At 64.3% G+C, this 21,967-nt stretch carries 20 protein-coding genes; 7 read left to right on the forward strand and 13 right to left on the reverse strand.

The annotated features are described in order from the left end of the window. Positions 1-154: 154 nt before the first annotated feature. Positions 155-2,446: a beta-glucosidase BglX gene (gene bglX, locus M2395_RS14490; protein WP_053156707.1), complete on the forward strand. Its 2,292-nt coding sequence runs from the start codon at positions 155-157 to the stop codon at positions 2,444-2,446. A 243-nt stretch (positions 2,447-2,689) separates the two neighbouring features. Here bglX and M2395_RS14495 read toward each other — a convergent pair whose 3' ends face one another. The 10 genes from M2395_RS14495 to M2395_RS14540 all read right to left on the reverse strand — a co-directional run bounded on the left by M2395_RS14495 (position 2,690) and on the right by M2395_RS14540 (position 13,567). Continuing rightward, complete coding sequence (locus tag M2395_RS14495; RefSeq protein WP_015634449.1) at positions 2,690-3,847, reverse strand: phosphatidylserine/phosphatidylglycerophosphate/cardiolipin synthase family protein; 1,158 nt, start codon at positions 3,845-3,847, stop codon at positions 2,690-2,692. A gap of 1 nt (position 3,848) precedes the next feature. Then, positions 3,849-4,430 (reverse strand): YceI family protein, encoded by a 582-nt coding sequence (locus tag M2395_RS14500; RefSeq protein WP_015634448.1) that lies wholly within the window; start codon positions 4,428-4,430, stop codon positions 3,849-3,851. An 81-nt stretch (positions 4,431-4,511) separates the two neighbouring features. After that, positions 4,512-5,819: an OprD family outer membrane porin gene (locus tag M2395_RS14505; protein ID WP_015634447.1), complete on the reverse strand. Its 1,308-nt coding sequence runs from the start codon at positions 5,817-5,819 to the stop codon at positions 4,512-4,514. Positions 5,820-6,002: 183 nt separating this feature from the next. Beyond that, on the reverse strand, positions 6,003-6,770 hold the full coding sequence (locus M2395_RS14510) for an IclR family transcriptional regulator (RefSeq protein WP_015634445.1): 768 nt from the start codon (positions 6,768-6,770) through the stop codon (positions 6,003-6,005). An 80-nt stretch (positions 6,771-6,850) separates the two neighbouring features. Further along, the gene (locus M2395_RS14515) at positions 6,851-8,314 is read right to left on the reverse strand and encodes an amidase (RefSeq protein WP_123430181.1); all 1,464 of its coding nucleotides are present in this window, start codon (positions 8,312-8,314) and stop codon (positions 6,851-6,853) included. Next, complete coding sequence (locus tag M2395_RS14520) at positions 8,311-9,621, reverse strand: MFS transporter (RefSeq protein ID WP_123430180.1); 1,311 nt, start codon at positions 9,619-9,621, stop codon at positions 8,311-8,313. The genes M2395_RS14515 and M2395_RS14520 overlap by 4 nt, the downstream gene beginning before the upstream one ends. 101 nt (positions 9,622-9,722) lie before the next feature. Beyond that, complete coding sequence (locus M2395_RS14525) at positions 9,723-10,898, reverse strand: M20 aminoacylase family protein (protein WP_015634442.1); 1,176 nt, start codon at positions 10,896-10,898, stop codon at positions 9,723-9,725. Positions 10,899-11,069: 171 nt separating this feature from the next. Continuing rightward, on the reverse strand, positions 11,070-11,399 hold the full coding sequence (locus tag M2395_RS14530) for a hypothetical protein (protein WP_011059685.1): 330 nt from the start codon (positions 11,397-11,399) through the stop codon (positions 11,070-11,072). Continuing rightward, entirely contained in the window at positions 11,396-12,493 is a 1,098-nt protein-coding gene (locus M2395_RS14535; RefSeq protein ID WP_015634441.1) for a serine hydrolase, read from the reverse strand. Before M2395_RS14535 ends, M2395_RS14530 begins: the two co-directional genes overlap by 4 nt. A 195-nt stretch (positions 12,494-12,688) precedes the next feature. Continuing rightward, entirely contained in the window at positions 12,689-13,567 is an 879-nt protein-coding gene (locus tag M2395_RS14540) for an acyl-CoA dehydrogenase (RefSeq protein WP_011059683.1), read from the reverse strand. Between the two features lie 140 nt (positions 13,568-13,707). On the opposite strand from M2395_RS14540, the gene olsB reads away from it, so the two are divergent. Both olsB and M2395_RS14550 read left to right on the forward strand, forming a co-directional pair. Beyond that, the gene (gene olsB, locus M2395_RS14545) at positions 13,708-14,463 is read left to right on the forward strand and encodes an L-ornithine N(alpha)-acyltransferase (protein WP_015634439.1); all 756 of its coding nucleotides are present in this window, start codon (positions 13,708-13,710) and stop codon (positions 14,461-14,463) included. Further along, on the forward strand, positions 14,463-15,257 hold the full coding sequence (locus tag M2395_RS14550) for a lysophospholipid acyltransferase family protein (protein WP_011059681.1): 795 nt from the start codon (positions 14,463-14,465) through the stop codon (positions 15,255-15,257). The genes olsB and M2395_RS14550 overlap by 1 nt, the downstream gene beginning before the upstream one ends. Before the next feature lie 105 nt (positions 15,258-15,362). Here the strand turns inward: M2395_RS14550 and M2395_RS14555 are convergent, their stop codons facing one another. Next, a complete protein-coding gene (locus tag M2395_RS14555; RefSeq protein WP_053156698.1) occupies positions 15,363-15,944 on the reverse strand; it encodes an ACP phosphodiesterase in 582 nt (193 codons plus the stop codon). Between the two features lie 153 nt (positions 15,945-16,097). Here M2395_RS14555 and M2395_RS14560 point away from each other — a divergent pair, with 153 nt between their 5' ends. From M2395_RS14560 to M2395_RS14570, 3 genes are read left to right on the forward strand one after another with little or no spacing between them, the layout of a single operon-like run. Beyond that, positions 16,098-16,400 carry a helix-turn-helix transcriptional regulator gene (locus M2395_RS14560; RefSeq protein ID WP_011059679.1) on the forward strand — a complete coding sequence of 101 codons (303 nt, stop codon included), beginning with the start codon at positions 16,098-16,100 and terminating at the stop codon, positions 16,398-16,400. An 18-nt stretch (positions 16,401-16,418) separates the two neighbouring features. Continuing rightward, positions 16,419-17,585, forward strand: a complete 1,167-nt coding sequence (locus M2395_RS14565; protein WP_041116345.1) for an MFS transporter — start codon at positions 16,419-16,421, stop codon at positions 17,583-17,585. 34 nt (positions 17,586-17,619) lie between these two features. Further along, positions 17,620-18,669, forward strand: coding sequence for an alkene reductase (locus M2395_RS14570; protein ID WP_011059677.1), 1,050 nt, complete (start codon positions 17,620-17,622; stop codon positions 18,667-18,669). Between the two features lie 193 nt (positions 18,670-18,862). Here the strand turns inward: M2395_RS14570 and M2395_RS14575 are convergent, their stop codons facing one another. Then, a complete protein-coding gene (locus M2395_RS14575; protein WP_011059676.1) occupies positions 18,863-19,747 on the reverse strand; it encodes a DMT family transporter in 885 nt (294 codons plus the stop codon). A 143-nt stretch (positions 19,748-19,890) separates the two neighbouring features. After that, entirely contained in the window at positions 19,891-20,541 is a 651-nt protein-coding gene (gene emhR / locus M2395_RS14580) for an efflux system transcriptional repressor EmhR (protein ID WP_053156695.1), read from the reverse strand. Between the two features lie 265 nt (positions 20,542-20,806). Here emhR and emhA point away from each other — a divergent pair, with 265 nt between their 5' ends. After that, entirely contained in the window at positions 20,807-21,964 is a 1,158-nt protein-coding gene (gene emhA / locus M2395_RS14585; RefSeq protein WP_015634435.1) for an efflux RND transporter periplasmic adaptor subunit EmhA, read from the forward strand. The last annotated feature ends 3 nt before the right edge of the window (positions 21,965-21,967 follow it).

Here is a 21,967-nt window from a genome sequence, read left to right on the forward strand (position 1 = left end):
CGAGCCTGTTTTTAACGCCGTATTGCCGAACGCAGCAGTTTTCACATGGCCTGAAGTGTGCGGGAATTATCTGAACAACAATAGTCGCTCCCTAAATTTTGGCTGTTCGACGCGTCACTCATGCGTCGGTCTTGAGCCCTTGAGAACAATATTCATGAAGAAGCTGTGTTTGCTGGGCCTGCTGGTCAGCCTGGCCAGTCACCCTGTATTGGCCGAAACTGCCCCGGTCCCCCTGGAAAACAAAGAAGCCTTTATCAGCGACCTGCTCAAGCGCATGACCCTGGAAGAGAAGATCGGCCAGCTGCGGCTGATCAGCATCGGCCCGGAAATGCCCCGCGAGCTGATCCGCAAGGAAATTGCCGCGGGCAATATCGGCGGCACCTTCAACTCCATCACCCGCCCGGAAAACCGGCCGATGCAGGACGCGGCCATGCGCAGCCGGCTGAAGATCCCGATGTTCTTCGCCTACGACGTGATCCACGGCCACCGGACCATCTTCCCCATCAGCCTGGCCCTGGCCTCCAGCTGGGACATGGATGCCATCGGCCGCTCCGGGCGCATTGCCGCCAAGGAAGCCAGCGCCGACAGCCTGGACATCACTTTTGCGCCGATGGTCGATATCTCCCGCGATCCGCGCTGGGGCCGTACCTCCGAAGGCTTTGGCGAAGACACCTACCTGGTCTCGCGCATCGCCAAGGTCATGGTCAAGGCCTACCAGGGCCAGAGCCCGGCCCTGCCGGACAGCATCATGGCCAGCGTCAAGCACTTCGCCCTGTATGGCGCGGTGGAAGGCGGTCGCGACTACAACATCGTCGACATGAGCCCGGTGAAGATGTACCAGGACTACCTGCCGCCCTACCGCGCGGCGATCGACGCCGGCGCCGGCGGGGTGATGGTGGCCCTGAACTCGATCAACGGCGTGCCCGCCACCTCCAACACCTGGCTGATGAACGACCTGCTGCGCAAGGAGTGGGGCTTCAAGGGCCTGGCGGTGAGCGACCACGGGGCGATCATCGAACTGATCCGCCATGGCGTCGCCAAGGACGGACGTGAAGCGGCCAAACTGGCGATCAAGGCCGGCATCGACATGAGCATGAACGATTCGCTGTACGGCAAGGAGCTGCCGGGGCTGCTCAAGTCCGGCGAGATCGAACAGAAGGACATCGACAACGCCGTGCGTGAAGTGCTGGCCGCCAAGTACGACATGGGCCTGTTCAAGGACCCGTACGTGCGCATCGGCAAGGCCGAGGACGACCCCGCCGACACCAATGCAGAAAGCCGCCTGCACCGCAGCGACGCCCGGGATATCGCGCGACGCAGCCTGGTGCTGCTGAAGAACCAGAACGACACCCTGCCACTGCAGAAAACCGCGAAGATCGCCCTGGTGGGCCCGCTGGCCAAGGCGCCGATCGACATGATGGGCAGTTGGGCCGCCGCCGGGGTGCCGGCGCAATCGGTGACCCTCTACGACGGCATGCGCAATGTACTGGGAGACAAGGCCCAACTGGTGTACGCCCGGGGCTCCAACATCACCGCCGACAAGAAGGTGGTGGACTACCTGAACTTCCTCAACTTCGATGCCCCGGAAGTGGTGGACGACCCGCGCACGGCGCAGCAGATGATCGACGAAGCGGTGAAGGCCGCCCGGCAATCGGATGTGATCGTGGCCGCGGTGGGTGAATCTCGGGGCATGTCCCACGAATCCTCGAGCCGCACCGACCTGCACATTCCTGCCAGCCAGCGCGACCTGATCAAGGCCCTCAAGGCCACCGGCAAGCCACTGGTGCTGGTGCTGATGAATGGCCGGCCGCTGTCGCTGCTGGAAGAAAACCAGCAGGCCGATGCGATCCTGGAAACCTGGTTCAGCGGCACCGAAGGTGGCAACGCCATCGCCGACGTGCTGTTCGGCGACTACAACCCGTCGGGCAAGCTGCCGATCACCTTCCCCCGCTCCGTGGGGCAGATCCCCACCTACTACAACCACCTGACCATCGGCCGGCCGTTCACCCCGGGCAAGCCGGGCAACTACACCTCGCAGTACTTCGACGACACCACCGGCCCGCTGTTCCCGTTCGGCTATGGCCTGAGCTACACCAGCTTCAGCCTGTCGGACATGGCCCTGTCCTCCACCACCCTGAACAAGAGCGGCAAGCTCGACGCCAGCGTGACGGTGAAGAACACCGGCAAGCGTGACGGCGAAACCGTGGTGCAGCTGTACATCCAGGACGTGGCCGGCTCGATGATCCGCCCGATCAAGGAATTGAAGAACTTCCAGAAAGTCATGCTCAAGGCAGGTGAAGAGAAAGCCATTCACTTCACCATCACCGAGGACGACCTGAAGTTCTACAACGCGCAGCTCAAGTACGCCGCAGAGCCGGGCGACTTCAATGTGCAGATCGGCCTGGATTCCCAGGACGTCAAGCAACAGAGCTTCGAACTGCTCTGAGCCTGCCAGCGGCCGGCGCAGGACCTGCGCCGGCCGACTCCTTCTGTAATCCCCACAATCGCTGCAATATCTGTCGCCGCTGCCGAGCCTGCGAGGCTGCGCAAAGGTCCGCAGGACCGTGCTTGTCGATCTCCCGCCAAACCTCCATCGGACTCACGACCGCCGCGACCGCTTCGCGCTCGTTCGCAGCCTGCGGCAGCGGCCACAGCCAGCCGTGTCAGCCGTGACAGTCAGCCACGTGAGTCAGCCGCGCCGATCCAGCAGGTTGACCACCAGACGGTCGACCCAACCCCAGATCCGCTGCTTGATCCGCCGCCACAGCGGTCGCTTGCGCCACACCGCCAGGCTGACTTCCTCGCTCTGGGCAAAGTCGGCGTCAAAACTCGCCACCACTGCCTGGGTCAACGCAGGGTCCAGGGCTTCCAGATTGGCTTCCAGGTTGAAGCGCAGGTTCCAGTGGTCGAAGTTGCACGAGCCCACGCTCACCCAGTCGTCCACCAGTGCCATCTTCAGGTGCAGGAAACGCGGCTGGTACTCGAAAATCCGCACCCCGGCCTTGAGCAGGCGCGGGTAGTAGCGGTGCCCGGCATAGCGCACCGCCGGGTGGTCGGTGCGCGGCCCGGTCAGCAGCAGGCGTACGTCGAGGCCTCGGGCCGCCGCCTTGCGCAACGAACGGCGCACCGACCAGGTGGGCAGAAAATACGGGGTCGCCAGCCAGATGCGCCGCTGCCCGCTGCTCAGGGCCCGGATCAGCGAATGCAGGATGTCGCGGTGTTGGCGGGCGTCGGCGTAGGCCACCCGGCCCATGCCCTCGCCGGTATCGGGCAGGCGCGGCAGGCGTGGCAGGCCGAAATCGGCACCGGGCTTCCAGGCCCCGCGATACAGGTTGGCGCTCCATTGCCGGTCGAACAGTTGCTGCCAGTCGCTGACCATGGGGCCGGCAATCTCCACCATCACCTCATGCCAGTCGCAGCTGTTGTCCTCGGGCTTCCAGAACTCATCGGTGACTCCGGTGCCGCCCACCACCGCCAGGGCCTGGTCCACCAGCAGCAGCTTGCGATGATCGCGGTACAGGTTGAGAAAGCCCTGGCGCCATTTCAGCCGGTTGTAGAAGCGCAGCTCGACACCGGCCTCGGTCAGGCTGCGGCGCAGGGCCTGGGTAAAGGCCAGGCTGCCGTAGTCGTCGAACAGGCAGCGCACCCGCACCCCGCGCTGCGCTGCCTGCACCAGGGCCTGGACCATGGCCTCGGCGCAGGTCCCGGCTTCCACCAGGTACAGCTCCAGTTCCACCTGGTGCTGGGCGCGGGCAATGGCCACCAGCATCCGCGGGAAGAACTGCGGGCCGTCGATCAGCAACTCGAAGCGGTTGCCTTCGCGCCAGGGGAACACCGCTGCGCGCATGTCAGCGCGCCGTGAAGATCAGCACCGCACCCACCGGCACCGAGAAACTGATGGCCGACAACCCGGCCATCTTGCGCAGGCTGTCGAGGCCGGGGGCCAGGTTGAAGTCCTCGGCGTTAAGCACCAGAGGCTCCAGGGTCACCACCTGGAAGCGCCGGTCATCCAGGCGGGTGGCCAGCAGTTCGGCGTTGTAGGTGTGTTCCTGGCCGTGCAGGGCGACGGTGACCGGCAGCAGCAATTCGATCTGTGCGCCGGGGGCCAGGTCGTTGATCGGTCGCAGGTTGATCTGTGCACTGATCCGCGCCTCGGGAAACTGGGCGATCTGGAACAGTTCCTGGCGCATGCGCTCATCGCGCAAGGGAATCCCGCTGCTCACCGACTCCAGTTCGATCTGCAACTGCGCCTGGCCCTTGCCATCGACCTTGCCATGCAGCACCAGAAAGCGCTGGACCTCGGAAACACTGGCGTTCTTGGTGGTGACGAAGGACACGCGGGAAGATTCGTTGTCCAGGTACCAGTTGGCCTGGGCCGGCAGGGCCAGTACCCCGAGCAGGCTGAAAAGAAGGCGGATCGGCGTACGCATGCAAGCTCCCATGTACAGAAGGCGCCACCTTAACCGCCCGCCAGAAGGCTGGCAAACGTCACGGCAGGCGGCGCAGTAGAGCTAGAAGCGGTAGGTATAGTTCAGGTAGAAGCGTTCGGCGCTATGGCTGATGATGCCTGCCGGTCCTCCGGAGAGGCTCTGGCGCTGGATGCCGTCGGGCTCCCCGTGGGTACGAAAGCGCCCGTGCAGCCAGGCGACATCGAGCCCATCGAACCAGCCGTCGAAGGCATAGCGCAGCACGCTCTGAAATTCCCGGCGGGAAAAACCTGCGTAGCCTTTGGCGTGATTGGAGGCAGCGTAGTGCATATCCAACTTCAGCCGCGGCAAGCCGAAGTCGGCGAAATCCATGCCTCCCAGCAGCTTGAACATCTCCTCGTCCTGCAGGCCGAAGTAGTAGAACAGCTTGCCGCTGCTGTTCCAGGTGCCGTTGTCCTGGGCGAAGAAGGTGCGGTCATAGTCGTCACCCCAGACCTTGTTCCAGGTCAGCCCGGCGTAGTAGCGGCTGAACCGGTACTTGAACAGCAGATCCAGATGCCGAGCATCGTGAGAGCGCTCCGCCTCATACAGGCCGCGCACGCCGGAATACTCGAAGCGCTTGCCGGCATCCTGTTGGCGCCCCCAGATGGCATACACATCGATGCCGCGCTCGGGGGCCAGTTCGAAACTGTGGGTCAGTTTCACCGAGGACGCGCGCAGGTAGTCCCGGGCCACGCCGTATTCAAGCTGCAGGTTGCTGCCACCAGGCAACACATGACCCAGGGCATAGAGCCGCAGGTCATCGATCCTCTGCCCTCGATAGTTGCGCAGGTCCTGGCTCCAGCCCGAGTCGTTGCGCGGGCTGAAACCGTCGATGCGGCTGAAGTTCAGGCTCAGCGCGCCACGCTCGTAGCTCAGGTCCTGGCCCAGGGTGGCCGCCGGCAGGATGCGCGAATAGCGATCGTCGCGGTAAAGCTGGTATTGCCGGCTTTTTTTCCCCACTCCGGCGCTGAAGGTTCCGGCTTCATCCACCCAGCGCCCACGCAGGTACAGCTCGAGTGGCTTGGCGATGCCATGGGGCTGCTGCACGCTGCGGTCGGCTCGCAGGTTGCTGATGTTGTTGGCGTCTCGCCCTACGTGCAAGGCATCGGCCAGGCCATAGCTGTAGTCGAGCCCCAGCACCTCGCGGTACCAGCCGGAACTGAAGCTGAACTGGGTGGCCTGTACCCATTCATCCCGGGTCGGACCGAACCCTCCCCCGTCGTTTTCCTTCCAGTAGGACTGGCTGTAACGCAAGGACCTGCGGCTGTCCTCGAAAAAGCCCTCGGCCAAGGCCCCACCGGCCACCAGACAACACAACAGCCCGCTCAGATAACGTTGCTCAGCCCGCATGAGATCACCTGTTCTTATTATTGGAATTGGCGTCATGGCCGCCGAAGGCGGACCAGGCTTCATTCTCGGAGCAGCGGGGCAAAGGGCAATGGGCACTGGTTCCGCAGAATGGAACCCGGTGTCTGAGGAGAGCGTTGTCCGCGCAGCACGATCAGGGCAGCCGGAAGGCCCGAGCGGGAGGTTTCAGGCGATGTCTTTCTGCACCTGCTCGACGGTTTCCGCCAGTAGCCACAGGTGGCGGTTGCGCACCTGTTCGACACAGGCCAGGTCCCGCGGCCAGTGCAGGGCGATACTGCCGATCACCCGGCCTTCGGCCTGCAGCGGCAAGGCCACGGCGCGGATCAGGAACGGCAGGCGCACCGGGTATTCCCAGTGCCCTTCGGTGCGCTGGCCGAACCCCAGGTGCTGGGATTCCAGGCACTGTTGCCGGGCTTCGGCCGGCACCTGCTCCTGCTCGGCCAGACGCTCGACTTCTGCACTGGCCAGGGCCCCCAGGCAGGCCTTGCCCATGGCCGAATGAAACAGGCTGGCATGCTGGCCGACAATCCGGCTGTTGCTCGGGTAGCGCTTGCGCAATACCTCGGGCACCGCACTTTCCAGGACCTCCAGGCTCTCGCCGTCGAAGCTCGACAGGTCGGTGACCAACCCGGTACGTGCACTCAATTCCAGCAACCAGGGCGCCGCCTGCTCCACCATCTGGCGCTTGAAGCGCTGCCGGCTGTCACCGAACAGGCTCCGGGCGCTCAGGCGGTAGCGCCGGTCACTCAGGCCTCGATAGATCCAGCCCTGTTCCTGCAGGGTCAGCAGCATGCGCGATACCGTGGCCTTGGCCAGGCCCGTCAGGTAGTGCAGCTCCTCCAGGCCCAGGGCCTGGTGCTGGCCGATCAGCTCGACAATGGCCAGGGCCCGCTCCACAGAGCGCACGCTGCCGGTTTCTACCTTGCTGGCCATAGTCCGAGCTCCCTGACTGAGGAAAAGGTTTTACCCAGCAAGATGCGGGCCTGCGGACCTTGGCGACCACACCCCTTTGATTACCGCAGGTTGCCCTGCGGCCGCTGCCGCACCCACTGCGTCAGCTGCTCATGGGCGTAAGCCAATTGCAGCACGGCGTGGTCGGCCTGGGCCGGACCGATGATCTGCAGCCCCATGGGCAAACCGGCCAGGTTGAAACCCACCGGAATGCTGATACTGGGCAAGCCGGCCAGGGTCGGGCCGATCACCACTTCCATCCAGCGGTGGTAAGTGTCCATTTCCTGCCCATCGATCTGCCGCGGCCAGGCTTGCCGTGCATCGAAAGGGAACACTTGGGCGGTGGGCAGCAGCAGGAAATCGTAACGCTCGAACAGGCGCTGCAACGCGCGATACCAGTCGCTGCGGCTCTGGGAAGCGCGATACACATCCGCCGCGCTCAGCTTCGCCGCGCCCTCCACTTCCCAGCACGCTTCCGGCTTGAGCCAGCGGCGCTTGTCCGGGTCGTCGTACAGCGCCCCCAGGGAGCCCTGGACCAGCCAGTGGCGGTGTACCAGCCAGCAATCCCAAAGCTGGGCCAGGGAAAAGTCCGGCTGGCAGCTTTCCACCTCGCAGCCCAGGCTGGCGAAATCCCCGAGGGCCTTTTCGCACAGGCCCAGTACGCCCTGCTCCATGGCCAGGTAGCCGTTGTAGTCCCCCAGCCAGCCCAGGCGCAGGCCCTTCACATTTCGTTGCAGCGCCGCCTCCGGTTGCGCCGATAGGTCCTTCAGCGACAGAGGCGCCCGGGCGTCAAACCCGGCCTGGGTACCCAACAGCCGCGCCACGTCCGCCACCGTGCGCCCCATGGGACCTTCGGTGGCCAACTGCTGCACGAACAGTTCCGGAGTCGGGCCGAACGGCACCCGGCCCTGGGAGGGGCGCATGCCGAACACGTTGTTGAAGGCTGCGGGGTTGCGCAACGAGCCCATCATGTCGCTACCGTCGGCCACCGGCAGCATGCGCAGGGCCAGAGCCACCGCGGCGCCGCCGCTGCTGCCGCCGGCACACAGGGTGCTGTCGTAGGCGTTGCCCGTGGTGCCGAACAGCTGGTTGTAGGTATGGGAGCCCAGGCCAAACTCGGGCACGTTGCTCTTGCCGACGATGATCGCGCCACTGGCCCGGACCCGCGCCACGCTGATGGCATCCTCCTGGGGCACATGCTCGGCAAACAGCGGCGAACCCACGCTGGTGGTCATCCCGGCGGTGGCCGCCAGGTCCTTGATCGCCTGGGGCATGCCGTGCATCCAGCCCATGGACTGGCCCTGGGCCAACTGCCGGTCTCGCTCGTCGGCCTGCTCCCGCAGGGCCTCGGGGTCCCCCAGCGAGACCAGGGCATTGACCAGTGGATTGCAGCGCTCGATCTGCGCCAGGTAGGCCTGCATCACTTCGCGGCAGGACAGCTCGCGGGCATGGATGGCCCGGGACAGCGCCAGGGCATCCAGGTCGACAATCGACGCATTGATCGATGGTTCTGCGGGGTTGATCAAGACTCACCTCCCAGGGTCACGGCATCGGGTTTTTCGTCTCTGACCGCGTCATACATGCAGTAGGTACCCAGCAGGCTGAGGACCGAGGTCAGCAGGACATAGAAGGCTGGCGCCACCGGCGTGGCCATGACCTTGCTCAGCCAGGTCACGATCAACGGCGCAAAGCCACCGAACAGCATGACCGTGACGTTATACGCCACCGACACCCCGGTGGAGCGCACCTCGATGGGAAACTGCTCGGCCAGGGCCGTGGGGCCGGGGCCGAAGAAACCGCCGATGGCCCCGCAAAGCAGCATCTGCATCACCAGCAGGCGCTCGATGGACGGCGCCGCAGCGACCCACACATACAAGGGATAGACCATGACAAAAAACGCCAGGGTGAACGCCATCAGCACTGGACGTCGCCCAATGCGATCCGACAAGGCCCCGGCAAAGGGAATCACCAGGGTCATCAGGGCCACGGCGAACATCTGCACCAACAGCACCTGATCCAGGGGCAGGCCGAGGTTGGTGTGGGCACAGGTCGGCATGTTCACCAGCACCACATAAAAGGACACGGTGCCCCCGCAGCACATGCACATGGACACCAGGATCGCTCGGCGATAGGCCGATACCACCTGCCACAACCCGGGCCCTTTGCCACGCACCTGCTTGCGTGCCTCGACAAAGGCTTGCGGCTCTTCCATGTACTTGCGGATCCACAGCCCCACCGGACCGATCAGCAGGCCGATCACGAATGGCAGGCGCCAGCCCCAGAGTTCCAGGGTCTGGGGCGAAAAGAAATGGGTCACCGCCGCCACCATCGCCGCCCCGCTGAATACCGCCAGGCACTGCCCCACCAACTGCCAGGAGCCGTAAAGGCCCTTGCGGTGGGGCGGCGCACTCTCCACCAGGTAGGCCGTGGCGCTGGCGTACTCGCCACCGGTGGCAAAGCCCTGGAGCATGCGTGCCACCACGATCAGCAGCGGCGCTCCGATACCGATGGCCGCATAGTTGGGGGCGAACACGATCATCGCGATGGCCAGGGTCATCAGTTGGATGATCACCAGCATCGCCGCCTTGCGGCCCCTGCGATCGGAATAGATCCCCAGCAGCACACCGCCCACCGGGCGCATGAAGAAACCCACGCCGAAGGTGGCCAGGGCCATCAGCAGCGAGGTGTATTCGTCTTCCGCGGGAAAGAACTGGCGAGCGATGAAGCTGGCGAGAAAGCCGTAGACGATGAAGTCGTACCATTCCAGGGCGTTGCCGACCACGGCGGCAACCACCTGCCGGGTCCTGGAAACAGAGGGAGTCGAGACGCTCATGGGATGTTCCTTGGAGACTTTTGAGCCTTCTGGCGGGCTCGCTAAAGTGCCGGGCGCCTACAACACGCCCGGGGCAGTCAGGGACACAGGAACAGGAAGGGTCAGGACGGTTTGAGCCAGCTTTCCGCCAGGGCACCCCAATAGGCCGCGCCGGTGAGGAGGATGTCGTCGTTGAAGTCGTAACCCGGGTTATGCACCATCGGCTGGGCCACGCCGTTGCCGATGAACAGGTAGCTGCCCGGGCAGCGCTGCAGCATCCAGCCGAAGTCTTCGCTGCCCATCAGCTTCGGCGTATTGCCGTTGACCGCCTCGGCCCCCACCAGCTCGACACCGATCTTGCGGGCGAACTCGGTTTCCTCCGGGCTGTTGACCAGCACCGGATAGGCCGGGCGATGCTCGATGCTGACCGAGCAACCGAAACTCTCGGCCTGGCTGCGGATAATGGCCTTGACCCGCTCCAGCATCTGCTCGCGCACCGGTGCGTTGAGGGCCCGCAGGCTCAGGCGCAGCAGGGCCTGCTGGGGAATGACGTTGGCCGCCTCGCCCGCTTGCAGGGCCCCGACGGTGACCACCGCGGCTTCCTGGGCATCGATGTTGCGCGCTACCACTGTCTGCAAGGCCATGACCATGCTCGCCGCTGCCACCAGCGGGTCTACCGTCAGGTGCGGCATGGAGCCATGGCCGCCGACGCCTTCGACTATCACGTTGAGCAGGTCCTGGGAGGCCATCATCGGCCCCTCGCGAAAGCCCAGGTGCCCGGCCGGCAGCCCTGGCATGTTGTGCAGGCCAAACAGGGCATCACAGGGGAAACGCTCCAGCAGGCCGTCGGCAAGCATGGCCTCGGCGCCACCCTGGCCCTCCTCCGCCGGCTGGAAGATCAGGTTCAGGGTGCCGTCGAACTGCCGGGTGGCCGCCAGGTAACGGGCCGCCCCGAGAAGTAGGGTGGTGTGGCCATCATGCCCGCAGGCGTGCATGCAACCGCTGTAGCGGCTGCTGTAGGGCACCCCGGTGTTCTCGATGATCGGCAGGGCGTCCATGTCGGCCCGCAGGCCCAGGGTGCGGGGGCTGCTGCCGTTGCGCAGCACCCCTACGACGCCGGTCCGGCCCACGCCGGTGTGCACTTCATAACCCCACTCTTCAAGGCTGCGGGCCACCAGCGCCGCGGTGCGGTTTTCCTCGAAACCCAGCTCGGGGTGGGCGTGAATGTCCTGGCGGATGGCCCGCAGGTCGCTGGCGACATCGTTGAGCCAGGCAAGAATGTGCTGGTGTCGGGTCATGGCGTATCTCCTCTGGGCCGGGTGGGTTCCCGTTCTTTTTTTCGGAGCGCTGCACGAGGGCCAGGGCGTGCTCGAAGCTCTGCGTCAGATAACCGCGAGCCGGGGCACAGGACAATCAAATGTGGTTCCACTGGATGGAACACAAAGCTGCCGCCATCGTTTCGACCCCGGTCAGGGGTCCAGGCGGCAACCTTCACGGGCACTGCGCCAGACCGCGCTATGGGTGCGCCCCAGCGCGCTGGCGGTGACACGACGGGGCTGCGGCTCATCGAGAAAAGCGCTGGTGGGCAGGTACTGGCGCACGTAGGCGCGGCAGTAGTCGGCAGGTTGTTGCATGACGTAACGGCAGGAGCAGTACTCCTTGGCGGTGTAGGCCCCGAGGATGTCCGGGAAGGCCTGCAACGCCACCCGCTGCTGCCAGCCCCAGCCCAGCAGCAGGAGCAGCCCGAGCGCCAGCAGGCTGAGCAGCGGACGCCGACGGATCAAGGGCCAGGGCTTCATGGCTGCTCCGGCGTGGCGAAGGCGGCCAGCACCCGCTTGAGCAGTTCATTGTGCTGGTAGCTGCCGTCACGGTCGTCGCCATAGCGCACGATCACCAGGCGCTGCGCCGGCAGCACATACAGCGCCTGGCCCCAGTGTCCCAGCGCGGCGTAGGTATCGGCGGGGGCATCCGGCCAGGGCCTTGGCGCCCCGTCCACCTCGCGGTTGAGCCACCAGTGCCCGCCCGCCACGGCCACGTCCTGGTTGGCCCGATAGCCACGAAAGGGCGTGCGGCAGAATTCGACCCAGGCCTTGGGCAGCAATTGCCGGTCGCGCCAACGGCCATCGCGCTGCATCAGCAGGCCAATGCGAGCCAGATCGCGGGCCGTCAGGTAGAGGTACGAGGAAGCGACGAAAGTGCCAGCAGCATCCCGCTCCCACACCGCCTGGGTGATGCCCAGGGGTTCGAACAGGGCACGCCAGGGATAGTCCGCATACTGCCCCTCCCCCACCATGCCCCGCAGGCTGGCCGCCAGCAGGTTGCTGTCGCCGCTGGAATAGCGAAACACCTGGCCCGGCGGGCCGGAGGCGGCCTGTTGCGCGGTGAAGGCGGCCATGTCCCGGTGCCCGCGGGTGTAGAGCATGGCCACCACCGAAGAGTTGAGAGGGGCGTATTCATAGTCTTCCTGCCAATCCAGGCCCGAGGCCCAGTGCAGCAGGTCCGCCAGGGTGATGTCGGGATGGGCCTCGAGCGGCGGGTAGAACTTCGCCGCCGGGTCCTGCAACTGGAACCGCCCCTCGCCAAAGGCCACCCCCAGCAGCACCGCCAGCAGGCTCTTGCTGGCAGACCAGGCGAGATGGGGCGTCTGTGGCCCGGTTGCCCCGGCGTAGCGCTCGTAGAGCAGTCGACCGTCGCGGATCACCAACAAGGCGTCGGTGCGAATGCCCTGGCGGGACTCATCGTCCCGGGGCACAAAGGCGTAATACTCCAGGGCCTGCAGCGCCGGGCCGCTGGCTGGCGTGCCCTGGCTCCATTGCAGCGCCGGCCACTCCTCGGCCCGGGCCGGCAGGCTGAGTAATAGAAGCAGGGCCAGCAGCAACCAAGCTTTGGGCATGAAGGACACTCGAGAGCCGTCTGGGGCCGAGCCTATTGCGGGCACATGACCGTTTCGCGACAACCTTCGCCGGCAAGCCGGCTCCTACAGGGTTGGCCGAATATTCGATAGGGCGCGAGAACCGCTTCTTGTAGGAGCTGGCTTGCCAGCGAATGCGGTTTCGGAGACTGCACACTCCTCGCGGCAAGCCGGCTCCTACAGGGAGGCCAGGGCCTTGGCCAGGCGCTGTGCGCGAGCGCTGGCGGCGAGGTCCAGCAGGGCCTGGTCGCGGGTCCATTGCTCGCGCCAGAGCTGTGGCCCCTGGGCGAAGGCAATGCCGATCTCGGGTTTCAGCGCCTCGAACTGCACGAACAGGCCCGCCAGCAGAATGTGCCCGCTGCTCAGCGCCGGGTTCTGCCGGCTGGCTTCGGCACAGCCGGCCAGCAAGCCCAGCAGTTGCAACTGCAAAGGCTGCGGCCAGCCGCTGTCCTGCCCCACGCCATACAGCCAGGCCAGCATGGCGCTCAGGACATAGATGTCTTCCAGGGTGCGGAACGGCTTGACGTAGGCATCCCAGCCGTCGCCGGCGAGCAACTCGCAGGCGGCGTTGTCCAGCTCCAGGCAGCCGTGGCTGATCTCCGGCATCAGGGCAATGGCAGGCAAGGTCTGGACCTTGACCCCGGGCTCGCCGGGATAGACCACCGTCAGGCGCAGGGCTGCGCGCTCCCCCGGGGCTTCGCAGCGAGCCGCCACCAGCAGCCAGTCGGCGGCATCGCCGGCAGTGACGAAATCCTTGCGCCCGTGCAGGCGCAGATCCTCCAGGCGGGTCTGCATGTCCGCCGGGCGCAGGCTGCGGCGTTCGGTCGCGCACAAAGCCCCCAGACTGGACGGCGCGCTGGGCCACAACATGCGCAATGCCGCCTGGTAGCCCACCAGGAAGGCCAGCCCCGGGGTGGCCATCAAGCGCCCGCCGCGCACCGCCAGTTCGAAGGGCGTGACGTTGCCCAGGTGCGCCAGCAAAGCCCCGTAGCCCTCGGCCAGGTCGGGGTTGGCGGGCAATCGTTCACGGCTCTCGAGCAGGGCTTGCCAGGGCATTCGAAGGTCCTCAGGGGCTGTCATATAAGCATCACCAAAGCTTCATGGCGATGACACCGGGGCTACATAGCCTGACTTTGCACAACAAAGTCGATTGGCTGCAACCCAAGGCGGGTCAGTAGCCCGCACGGAGATTCACGATGACTCAGATCGCCCGCATCAGCGACACCGGCACTGAACGCCGCCTGCAAGCCGAACGCCTGATCGGCGCGAAGGCTCTGCAAGAAGCCCAGGCCCTGCGTTTCAACGTCTTCAGTGGCGAGTTCAACGCCAAGCTCAAGGGCGCGGAACTGGGTCTGGACATGGATGACTATGACGTTCATTGCAGCCACATCGGTGTGCGCGACCTGAACACCGGGCGCCTGGTGGCCACCACCCGCCTGCTGGACCACCAGGCCGCCAGCAGCCTGGGGCGTTTCTACAGCGAAGAAGAATTCAGCCTGCACGGCCTGGTGCAGCTCAAAGGGCCGATCCTGGAGATCGGCCGCACCTGCGTCGACCCGGCCTACCGCAACGGCGGCACCATCGCCGTGCTCTGGGGCGAACTGGCGGAAGTGCTCAATCAGGGTGGCTACAGCTACCTCATGGGCTGCGCCAGCATTCCCATGCAGGACGGCGGCGTGCAGGCCCAGGCGATCATGCAGCGCCTGCGCGAGCGCTACCTGTGCACCGAGCACCTGCGGGCCGAGCCGAAGAACCCGCTGCCGAGCCTGGACATTCCGTCCAATGTGATCGCCGAGATGCCGCCCCTGCTCAAGGCCTACATGCGCCTGGGCGCGAAGATCTGCGGCGAGCCGTGCTGGGACGAGGATTTCCAGGTCGCCGATGTGTTCATCCTGCTCAAGCGCGACGAGCTGTGCCCGCGCTACGCCCGGCACTTCAAGGCGGCGGTCTGATGCGCCGGCTGCGGGTCTACGGGCGCATCGCCCGAGTACTGCTGGTGGTGGCGCTGGGCCTGAGCATGGCCAGTATCTTCGGTTTGCTGGAACGCTTGGGGGTCGCCAACTCCATGGTCCGGCGCCAGCGCTGGTCGCGCTTCTTCATGGCACGCTTGAGCAATGCCCTGCCCTTTCAGGTCTCGGTGCATGGCGAGCTGCCCCGCCAACCGATGCTCTGGATCAGCAACCATGTGTCCTGGACCGATATCCCGCTGCTGGGCATGCTGACGCCGCTGTCCTTCCTGTCCAAGGCCGAAGTGCGCACCTGGCCGGTGGCCGGTTGGCTGGCCGCCAAGGCCGGCAGCCTGTTCATCCGCCGCGGCGCCGGTGACAGCCAGTTGATCCGCAAGCAGATGACCCGGCATTTGCAGGAGCAGCACCCACTGCTGCTGTTCCCCGAAGGCACCACCACCGATGGCCGTGGCCTGCGCACCTTCCACGGGCGCTTGCTGGCCAGCGCCATCGATGCCGACGTCTGCCTGCAACCGGTGGCGATCCGTTACCTGCGCGACGGCCAGATCGATACCCTGGCGCCCTTCATCGGCGACGACGATCTGCTCTCGCACCTGATGCGCCTGTTCGCCAATGACCGGGGCCAGGTGGAGATCCACCTGCTCAAGCCGATTGCCTGCCAGGGCCAGGAACGTGCGGCGCTGGCCTTCCAGGCCCAGCAAGCAGTGCAGAAGGCGCTGTTCGGTGATGTCATGCTGCCCGCCGAACCACGCCGCAACGGCGAACTGGTCGCGGCCTGAAACTCTCTGCAGGAGCCGGCTTGCCGGCGAAAAGGCCCTTGAAACCTGCGTCGGTCATGAGAGCACCTTCGCTGGCAAGCCAGCTCCTAAAACAGCCATCGTGAGTCAGGGCAATTGGATGTGCTGCGCGGCGAATGCCTGCAATTGCGGGTAGAAAGCACGGAAGTCTTCGCTCAACGGTTCATACAGCCGTTCCAGCTCGACCATCGCCGCGGTCAGCTCCTCTGGCCGTGACAGGCGCCGGGCAATCCCCCGCAACACCGGCTCCAGCACCGCGAACTCGCGATAGGAACCCAGCCAGTCATCCGCCGCCATGTAAGGCGCAATCTGCGCCAGCCGCGCCGGCAACTGCGGCTCGGCCGCCAGCACCCGGTACACCTCGGCGGTGAACAGCGGCAGGGGCCGGTCGGCGTAATGCTGCCAATCCCGGGCCAGGCAATGGTCGAAGAACACGTCGATGACGATGCCGGCGTAACGCCTTCGCGTCAGGGAGAAACGCGACAGCGCCGCCGCCACCAGCGGGTGACTGTCGGTGTAGGTATCGATGCGCCGATGCAGCTGGATCGCCGCCTCGACCTCGGGCGAAAACTGCCCTTGCAGGCGTCCCTTGACGAAATCGCCATACAGGCTGCCGAGTAATTGACCCGGGCGCTGGCCGCCAAGGTGCAGATGTGCGAGATAATTCATGGACGCAGCTTAGCACTGCGACCGACATATCGTTATAACCCGATATACCGATAAGTAATGATTTGAGAACAAAATCATATTGGTATATCGCGAAATAACGATTTAAATTTCGCTTCATCGCGATACAACGTTTCACAAAAAACGAGCACCGCCATGTCCCTCGACCTCGACGAAATAATAAAAGCCCTGGCACATCCGGTTCGCAGGGAAATCCTGCACTGGCTGAAAGACCCGACTGTCGAATTTCCCGATCAGGCTCACAGCAATGAGCACGGCGTCTGCGCCGGGCAGATCGACCAACGCTGCGGCCTGTCGCAGTCGACCGTGTCCGCCCACCTCGCCACCTTGCAACGCGCAGGCCTGATCAGCAGCCGGAAAGTCGGCCAATGGCATTTTTTCAAACGCAACGAGGAAACCATCCAGCAGTTCCTCACGCAAATGAGCCAACAGCTCTGACCTGACAAGGACCCGACAATGCCCCTTTCGCTTCTCATCCTGGCCTTGAGTGCCTTCGCCATCGGTACCACCGAGTTCGTCATCATGGGCCTGCTGCCCGATGTGGCGGCGGACCTCGGGGTGTCGATTCCCGGCGCCGGCTGGCTGGTCACCGGCTACGCCCTTGGGGTGGCCATCGGCGCGCCCTTCATGGCCCTGGCCACTGCCCGCCTGCCCCGCAAGGCAGCCCTGGTGGCGCTGATGGGAATCTTCATTGTCGGCAACCTGCTGTGTGCACTGGCCAGTGATTACAACGTGCTGATGTTTGCCCGGGTGATCACCGCGCTGTGCCATGGTGCCTTCTTTGGTATCGGTTCAGTGGTGGCCGCCGGCCTGGTGCCCGCCAACAAGCGCGCTTCGGCCGTGGCCCTGATGTTCACCGGCCTGACCCTGGCCAACGTCCTTGGCGTGCCCCTGGGCACCGCCCTGGGCCAGGCAGCGGGCTGGCGCTCGACCTTCTGGGTGGTGACGGTGATCGGCGTAGTGGCGCTGATCGGCCTGCTGCGCTTCCTGCCGGCCAAGCGCGACGAGGAAAAACTCGACATGCGTGCAGAGCTGGCGGCCCTCAAGGGCGCGGGTATCTGGCTGTCCCTGAGCATGACCGCGCTGTTCGCCGCATCGATGTTCACCCTCTTCACCTACGTTGCACCGCTGCTCGGTGATGTCACCGGTGTCTCGCCCAAGGGCGTGACCTGGACCCTGCTGCTGATCGGCCTGGGCCTGACCCTGGGCAACATCATCGGCGGCAAACTGGCGGACAAGCGCCTGGGCGCCACCCTGATCGGCGTGTTCGCGGCCATGGCCGTGGTCTCCACCGTACTGACCTGGACCAGCGTGGCGCTGATCCCCACCGAGATCACCCTGTTCCTCTGGGCCACCGCTTCGTTTGCCGCAGTGCCGGCGTTGCAGGTCAACGTAGTGACCTTCGGCAAGGCCGCACCGAACCTGGTTTCGACCCTGAACATCGGCGCCTTCAACATCGGCAATGCCCTGGGTGCCTGGGTCGGCGGCAGCGTCATCGCCCACGGCTTCGGCCTGACCAGCGTGCCGTTGGCAGCTGCGGCCCTGGCAATCCTGGCCCTGCTGGTGACGCTGATTACCTTTCGCCAGGGCGGCAACGCCGAACTGGCTCCTGCAACCCACTGATCCTCTCCCTATCCCTTAAAGAAGGCTGCACTCCATGACGACTCTCTTTGATCCGATCAAACTCGGCGATCTCGAACTGTCCAACCGCATCATCATGGCGCCGCTGACCCGCTGCCGCGCCGATGCCGGCCGCGTACCCAACGCGCTGATGGCCGAGTACTACGTACAACGGGCTTCCGCCGGCCTGATCCTCAGCGAGGCCACCTCGGTGACCCCCATGGGCGTGGGCTACCCGGACACCCCCGGCATCTGGTCCAACGACCAGGTGCGTGGCTGGGCCAATGTGACCAAGGCAGTACACGGCGCCGGCGGCAAGATCTTCCTGCAGCTGTGGCACGTCGGACGCATCTCCCACCCGTCCTATCTGAACGGCGAAACCCCGGTGGCACCCAGCGCCCTCCAGCCCAAGGGGCATGTCAGCCTGGTGCGCCCACTGGCCGACTTCCCAACTCCGCGGGCCCTGGAAACCGCTGAGATCGCCGACATCGTCGACGCCTACCGGGTCGGCGCGGAAAATGCCAAGGCCGCCGGTTTCGACGGCGTGGAAATCCACGGCGCCAACGGCTACCTGCTGGACCAGTTCCTGCAAAGCAGCACCAACCAGCGTACCGACCAGTACGGCGGCTCCCTGGAAAACCGTGCCCGCCTGCTGCTGGAAGTCACCGACGCGGCCATCGAGATCTGGGGTGCCGGCCGGGTAGGCGTGCACCTGGCACCACGTGCCGACTCCCATGACATGGGTGATGCCAACCTGGCGGAGACCTTCACCTACGTCGCTCGGGAGCTGGGCAAACGCGGTATCGCCTTTATCTGCTCCCGCGAGAAAGAAGGCGCCGACAGCCTGGGCCCGCAACTCAAAGAAGCCTTCGGCGGCCCCTACATCGCCAACGAACGCTTCACCAAGGACAGCGCCAACGCCTGGCTGGCCGCTGGCAAGGCTGACGCCGTGGCCTTTGGTGTGCCCTTCATCGCCAACCCGGACCTGCCAGCCCGCCTGAAGGCCGATGCGCCGTTGAACGAAGCGCACCCGGAAACCTTCTACGGCAAGGGCCCGGTCGGCTATATCGACTACCCGACTCTGTAAGCCTGCATCGCTCGATAAAAAGCCCCGACTCTCGCGAGCCGGGGCTTTTTCATGGCCTGCACATTCGTTGTAGCCGCTGCCACAGGCTCGAGCCGCGTACGCACGGTCGCCCCGAAGGGGCGCGATCATCTCAAGTTCGATGAAGGTCCTGCGGACCTTGTCGCGGCCTGCGGCAGCGGCTACAGAAAGCCATTCAGCGTTTGCGCTGGGCCCAGGCCACCGCCAGGCCGCTGAGGCAGATGACCGCGATACCGACCAGGGCGTACTGGTCCGGGGTATGGTCGAAGATCAGGTAGCCAAAGAGCCCGGCGAAAAGAATCTGCCCATAGCTGAAAGGCGCCAGCATCGCCGGCGCGGCATGGCGGAACGCCTGGGTCAGCAACATGTGGCCGAGCATGCCGCAGGTGCCCAGGCCGATCATGAACAGCCCATGAACCAACGTCGGCGTGCTCCAGAAGAACGGCAGCAGCGCGCTCATGATCAGGCTGTTGAGGATCCCGGTGAGAAAGTTGCTAGTGGTCGGGCTGTCGACACCACTGAGCTTGCGGGTCAGCAACTGGTAGAAGCCGAAGCACAGCGCCGACCCCAGCGGCAGCAGGATCGCCGGCGTGAACAACGCGCCCCCGGGACGCACCACAATCAGCACCCCGACGAACCCCGCCAGCACTGCCAGCCACTGGGCGCGACTGACCCGCTCCCCCAGAAACGGCACCGACAGGGCAGTCACCAGCAAGGGCGCCAGGAAGTTGACCGCGGTCGCTTCTGCCAGGGGTATATAGCGCAGGCCGGTGGTGAACAGCAGGCTGGTGCCGATCAGGCACAGGGCCCGCAGCAATTGCAGCCCGGGGCGCTTGGTGCGCACCACCGCAGAGAAACCACTGCGCGGCACGAAGACCACCAGCATCAACAGGGTGTGCACCACATAGCGGGCCCAGACCACCATGACGATGGGATAAAAAGCCGACAGGTATTTGGATAACGTGTCGTGGCTGGCAAACAACAGGACCGCCAGGCAGATCAGGGCGATCCCCTTGATGGGGTGTTCCGCGCCGTTGAACGGTGAAGGGCTCACACTCATTCACACACCCGCAACAAAATCCCTACAAAATACGTAGCTCGCTATCTATCAACCTGCAGCAAGCCCGTATATAAAAGCACCCCATTGTGAAGTGCGACCCCGGGTATGAACGTCCCTCGCCTTAAATGTTGACACAACCGGACTCAATTACGCATTTTGTCTTTATGACGGAGGTTGGGGCTCAAGCGCAGCATATCCAGCCCGATGTCGATCCAGCGCTCTGCTTCGGTGTGCAGGGCGAAGCTGTCAGGGGCCAGCAACCACTGGTAGAGAATGCCATCGATGAACGCATGCAACGTGATAGCTGCCCGCGCCGCATCGAGATTCTCGGGCAATTGCCCACGATTCACTGCATTACGCAACGCCAGCTCGATGTGTACGTTGCAGTCCAGGCTGGCAGCGCGACGCTGGCGGCGCAGGTCGCACATTTCGTCGGTGAACTCGCACTTGTGAAACAGGATTTCATTGATGCGTCGGGTTTTCGGGTCCAGGGCAACTTGATGAAACAAATGAATGAGCAGCTTGCGCATGCAGCCCAACGGGTCCATTTCATCTACATTCTCACTGGCCGCGGCCATTTCATCCAAAGGTTCACGCAGGCTGTCGAGCATGGCCTGCACCAGATCGGCCTTGTTGCTGAAGTGCCAATAGATGGCACCTCGCGTGACTCCCGCCAGCGCCGCGATGTCGGCCAGGGTGGTACGCGCCACGCCACGCTCGTAAAAGGCCTTTTCGGCGGCCTCGAGTATCTGGCTGCGAGTTTCTTGAGCTTCCTCTTTGGTACGACGGACCATGGCAGTAAAACCTCGATCAGGATCTTTCAGCGATGCGTGAAGACCTTCTGAATAAATATGGAACGGCATCTCGAGTGCCGTTTGCCCAGCCTACAATTCAACACCTACAGGGGCTTTTGTAACCGGATGGGTACGCCGCAGGGGTATTTACAAACAACCATGAACGTAAGTATATTCCTTAGCAAGCTACTTATCCACTCAGCCAAGCATTTTTACCCTTCCACTTTTCTTGTGCGCATCTTGCGTGCCTGACCCGAGGATTTTCATGCAACTCAAGCCAGCTGTTACCGCTCTGGTCACTGCCGTCGCCCTGGCATCGCTGCTCAGCGGATGTAAAAAGGAAGAGGCGGCGCCTGCCCCTCAAGCCCCTCAGGTCGGCGTCGTTACCCTGCAACCACAAGCCTTTACCTTGACTTCCGAACTCCCGGGCCGGACCACTGCGTTCCGCATCGCCGAAGTTCGCCCACAGGTAAACGGGATCATTCTCAAGCGTCTGTTCAAAGAAGGTGGAGACGTCAAGGAAGGTCAGCAGCTTTACCAGATCGATCCATCGGTCTATGAGGCAACGCTGAAGAGTGCCGAGGCTAATCTGCAATCGACCAAGTCGATTTCTGATCGCTACAAGCAACTGGTCAACGAGCAGGCCGTAAGCCGCCAGGAATACGACACTGCCGTGGCCAACCGCCTGCAGTCGGAAGCCTCGCTGCAAAGCGCCCAGATCAACCTGCGCTACACCAAAGTGCTGTCGCCACTGACCGGCCGAATCGGCCGTTCCTCGGTGACCGAAGGCGCCCTGGTGAGCAATGGCCAGGCCGATGCCATGGCCGTGATCCAGCAGCTGGACCCAATCTACGTCGACGTTACCCAGTCCTCGGTGGAACTGCTGGAACTGCGTCGCGAACTGGAAAGCGGCCGCCTGCAGAAAGTCGGCGACAATGCCGCCAAGGTCAAACTGACCCTGGAAGACGGCAGCCAGTACAAGCTCGACGGCAAGCTGGAATTCTCCGAAGTCTCGGTGGACGAAACCACCGGCTCGGTGACCCTGCGCGCAGTGTTCCCGAACCCTGAGCACACCCTGCTGCCTGGCATGTTCGTCCACGCCCAACTGCAAGCCGGGGTGAACAGCGCGGCGATCCTGGCTCCCCAGCAAGGCGTGACGCGCGACCTGAAAGGCACCCCGACCGCCCTGGTGGTTGGCCCGGATAACAAGGTCGAGCTGCGTCAACTCAAGGCCAGCCGCACGGTCGGCAGCCAGTGGTTGGTGGAAGATGGGCTGAAAGCCGGCGATCGCCTGATCACCGAAGGCCTGCAGTTCGTCAAGCCGGGCATTGAAGTCAAGGCCAGCGAAGCAACCAACGTTCCAGCGAAGAACCCGGCCCCTGCACAGGCAACTGACAAAGCTGCAGGCGGCAAAGGGGAGTAAACC

The organism is Pseudomonas sp. BIGb0176, assembly GCF_024810175.1.
Taxonomy (GTDB): Bacteria; Pseudomonadota; Gammaproteobacteria; order Pseudomonadales; family Pseudomonadaceae; genus Aquipseudomonas; species Aquipseudomonas protegens.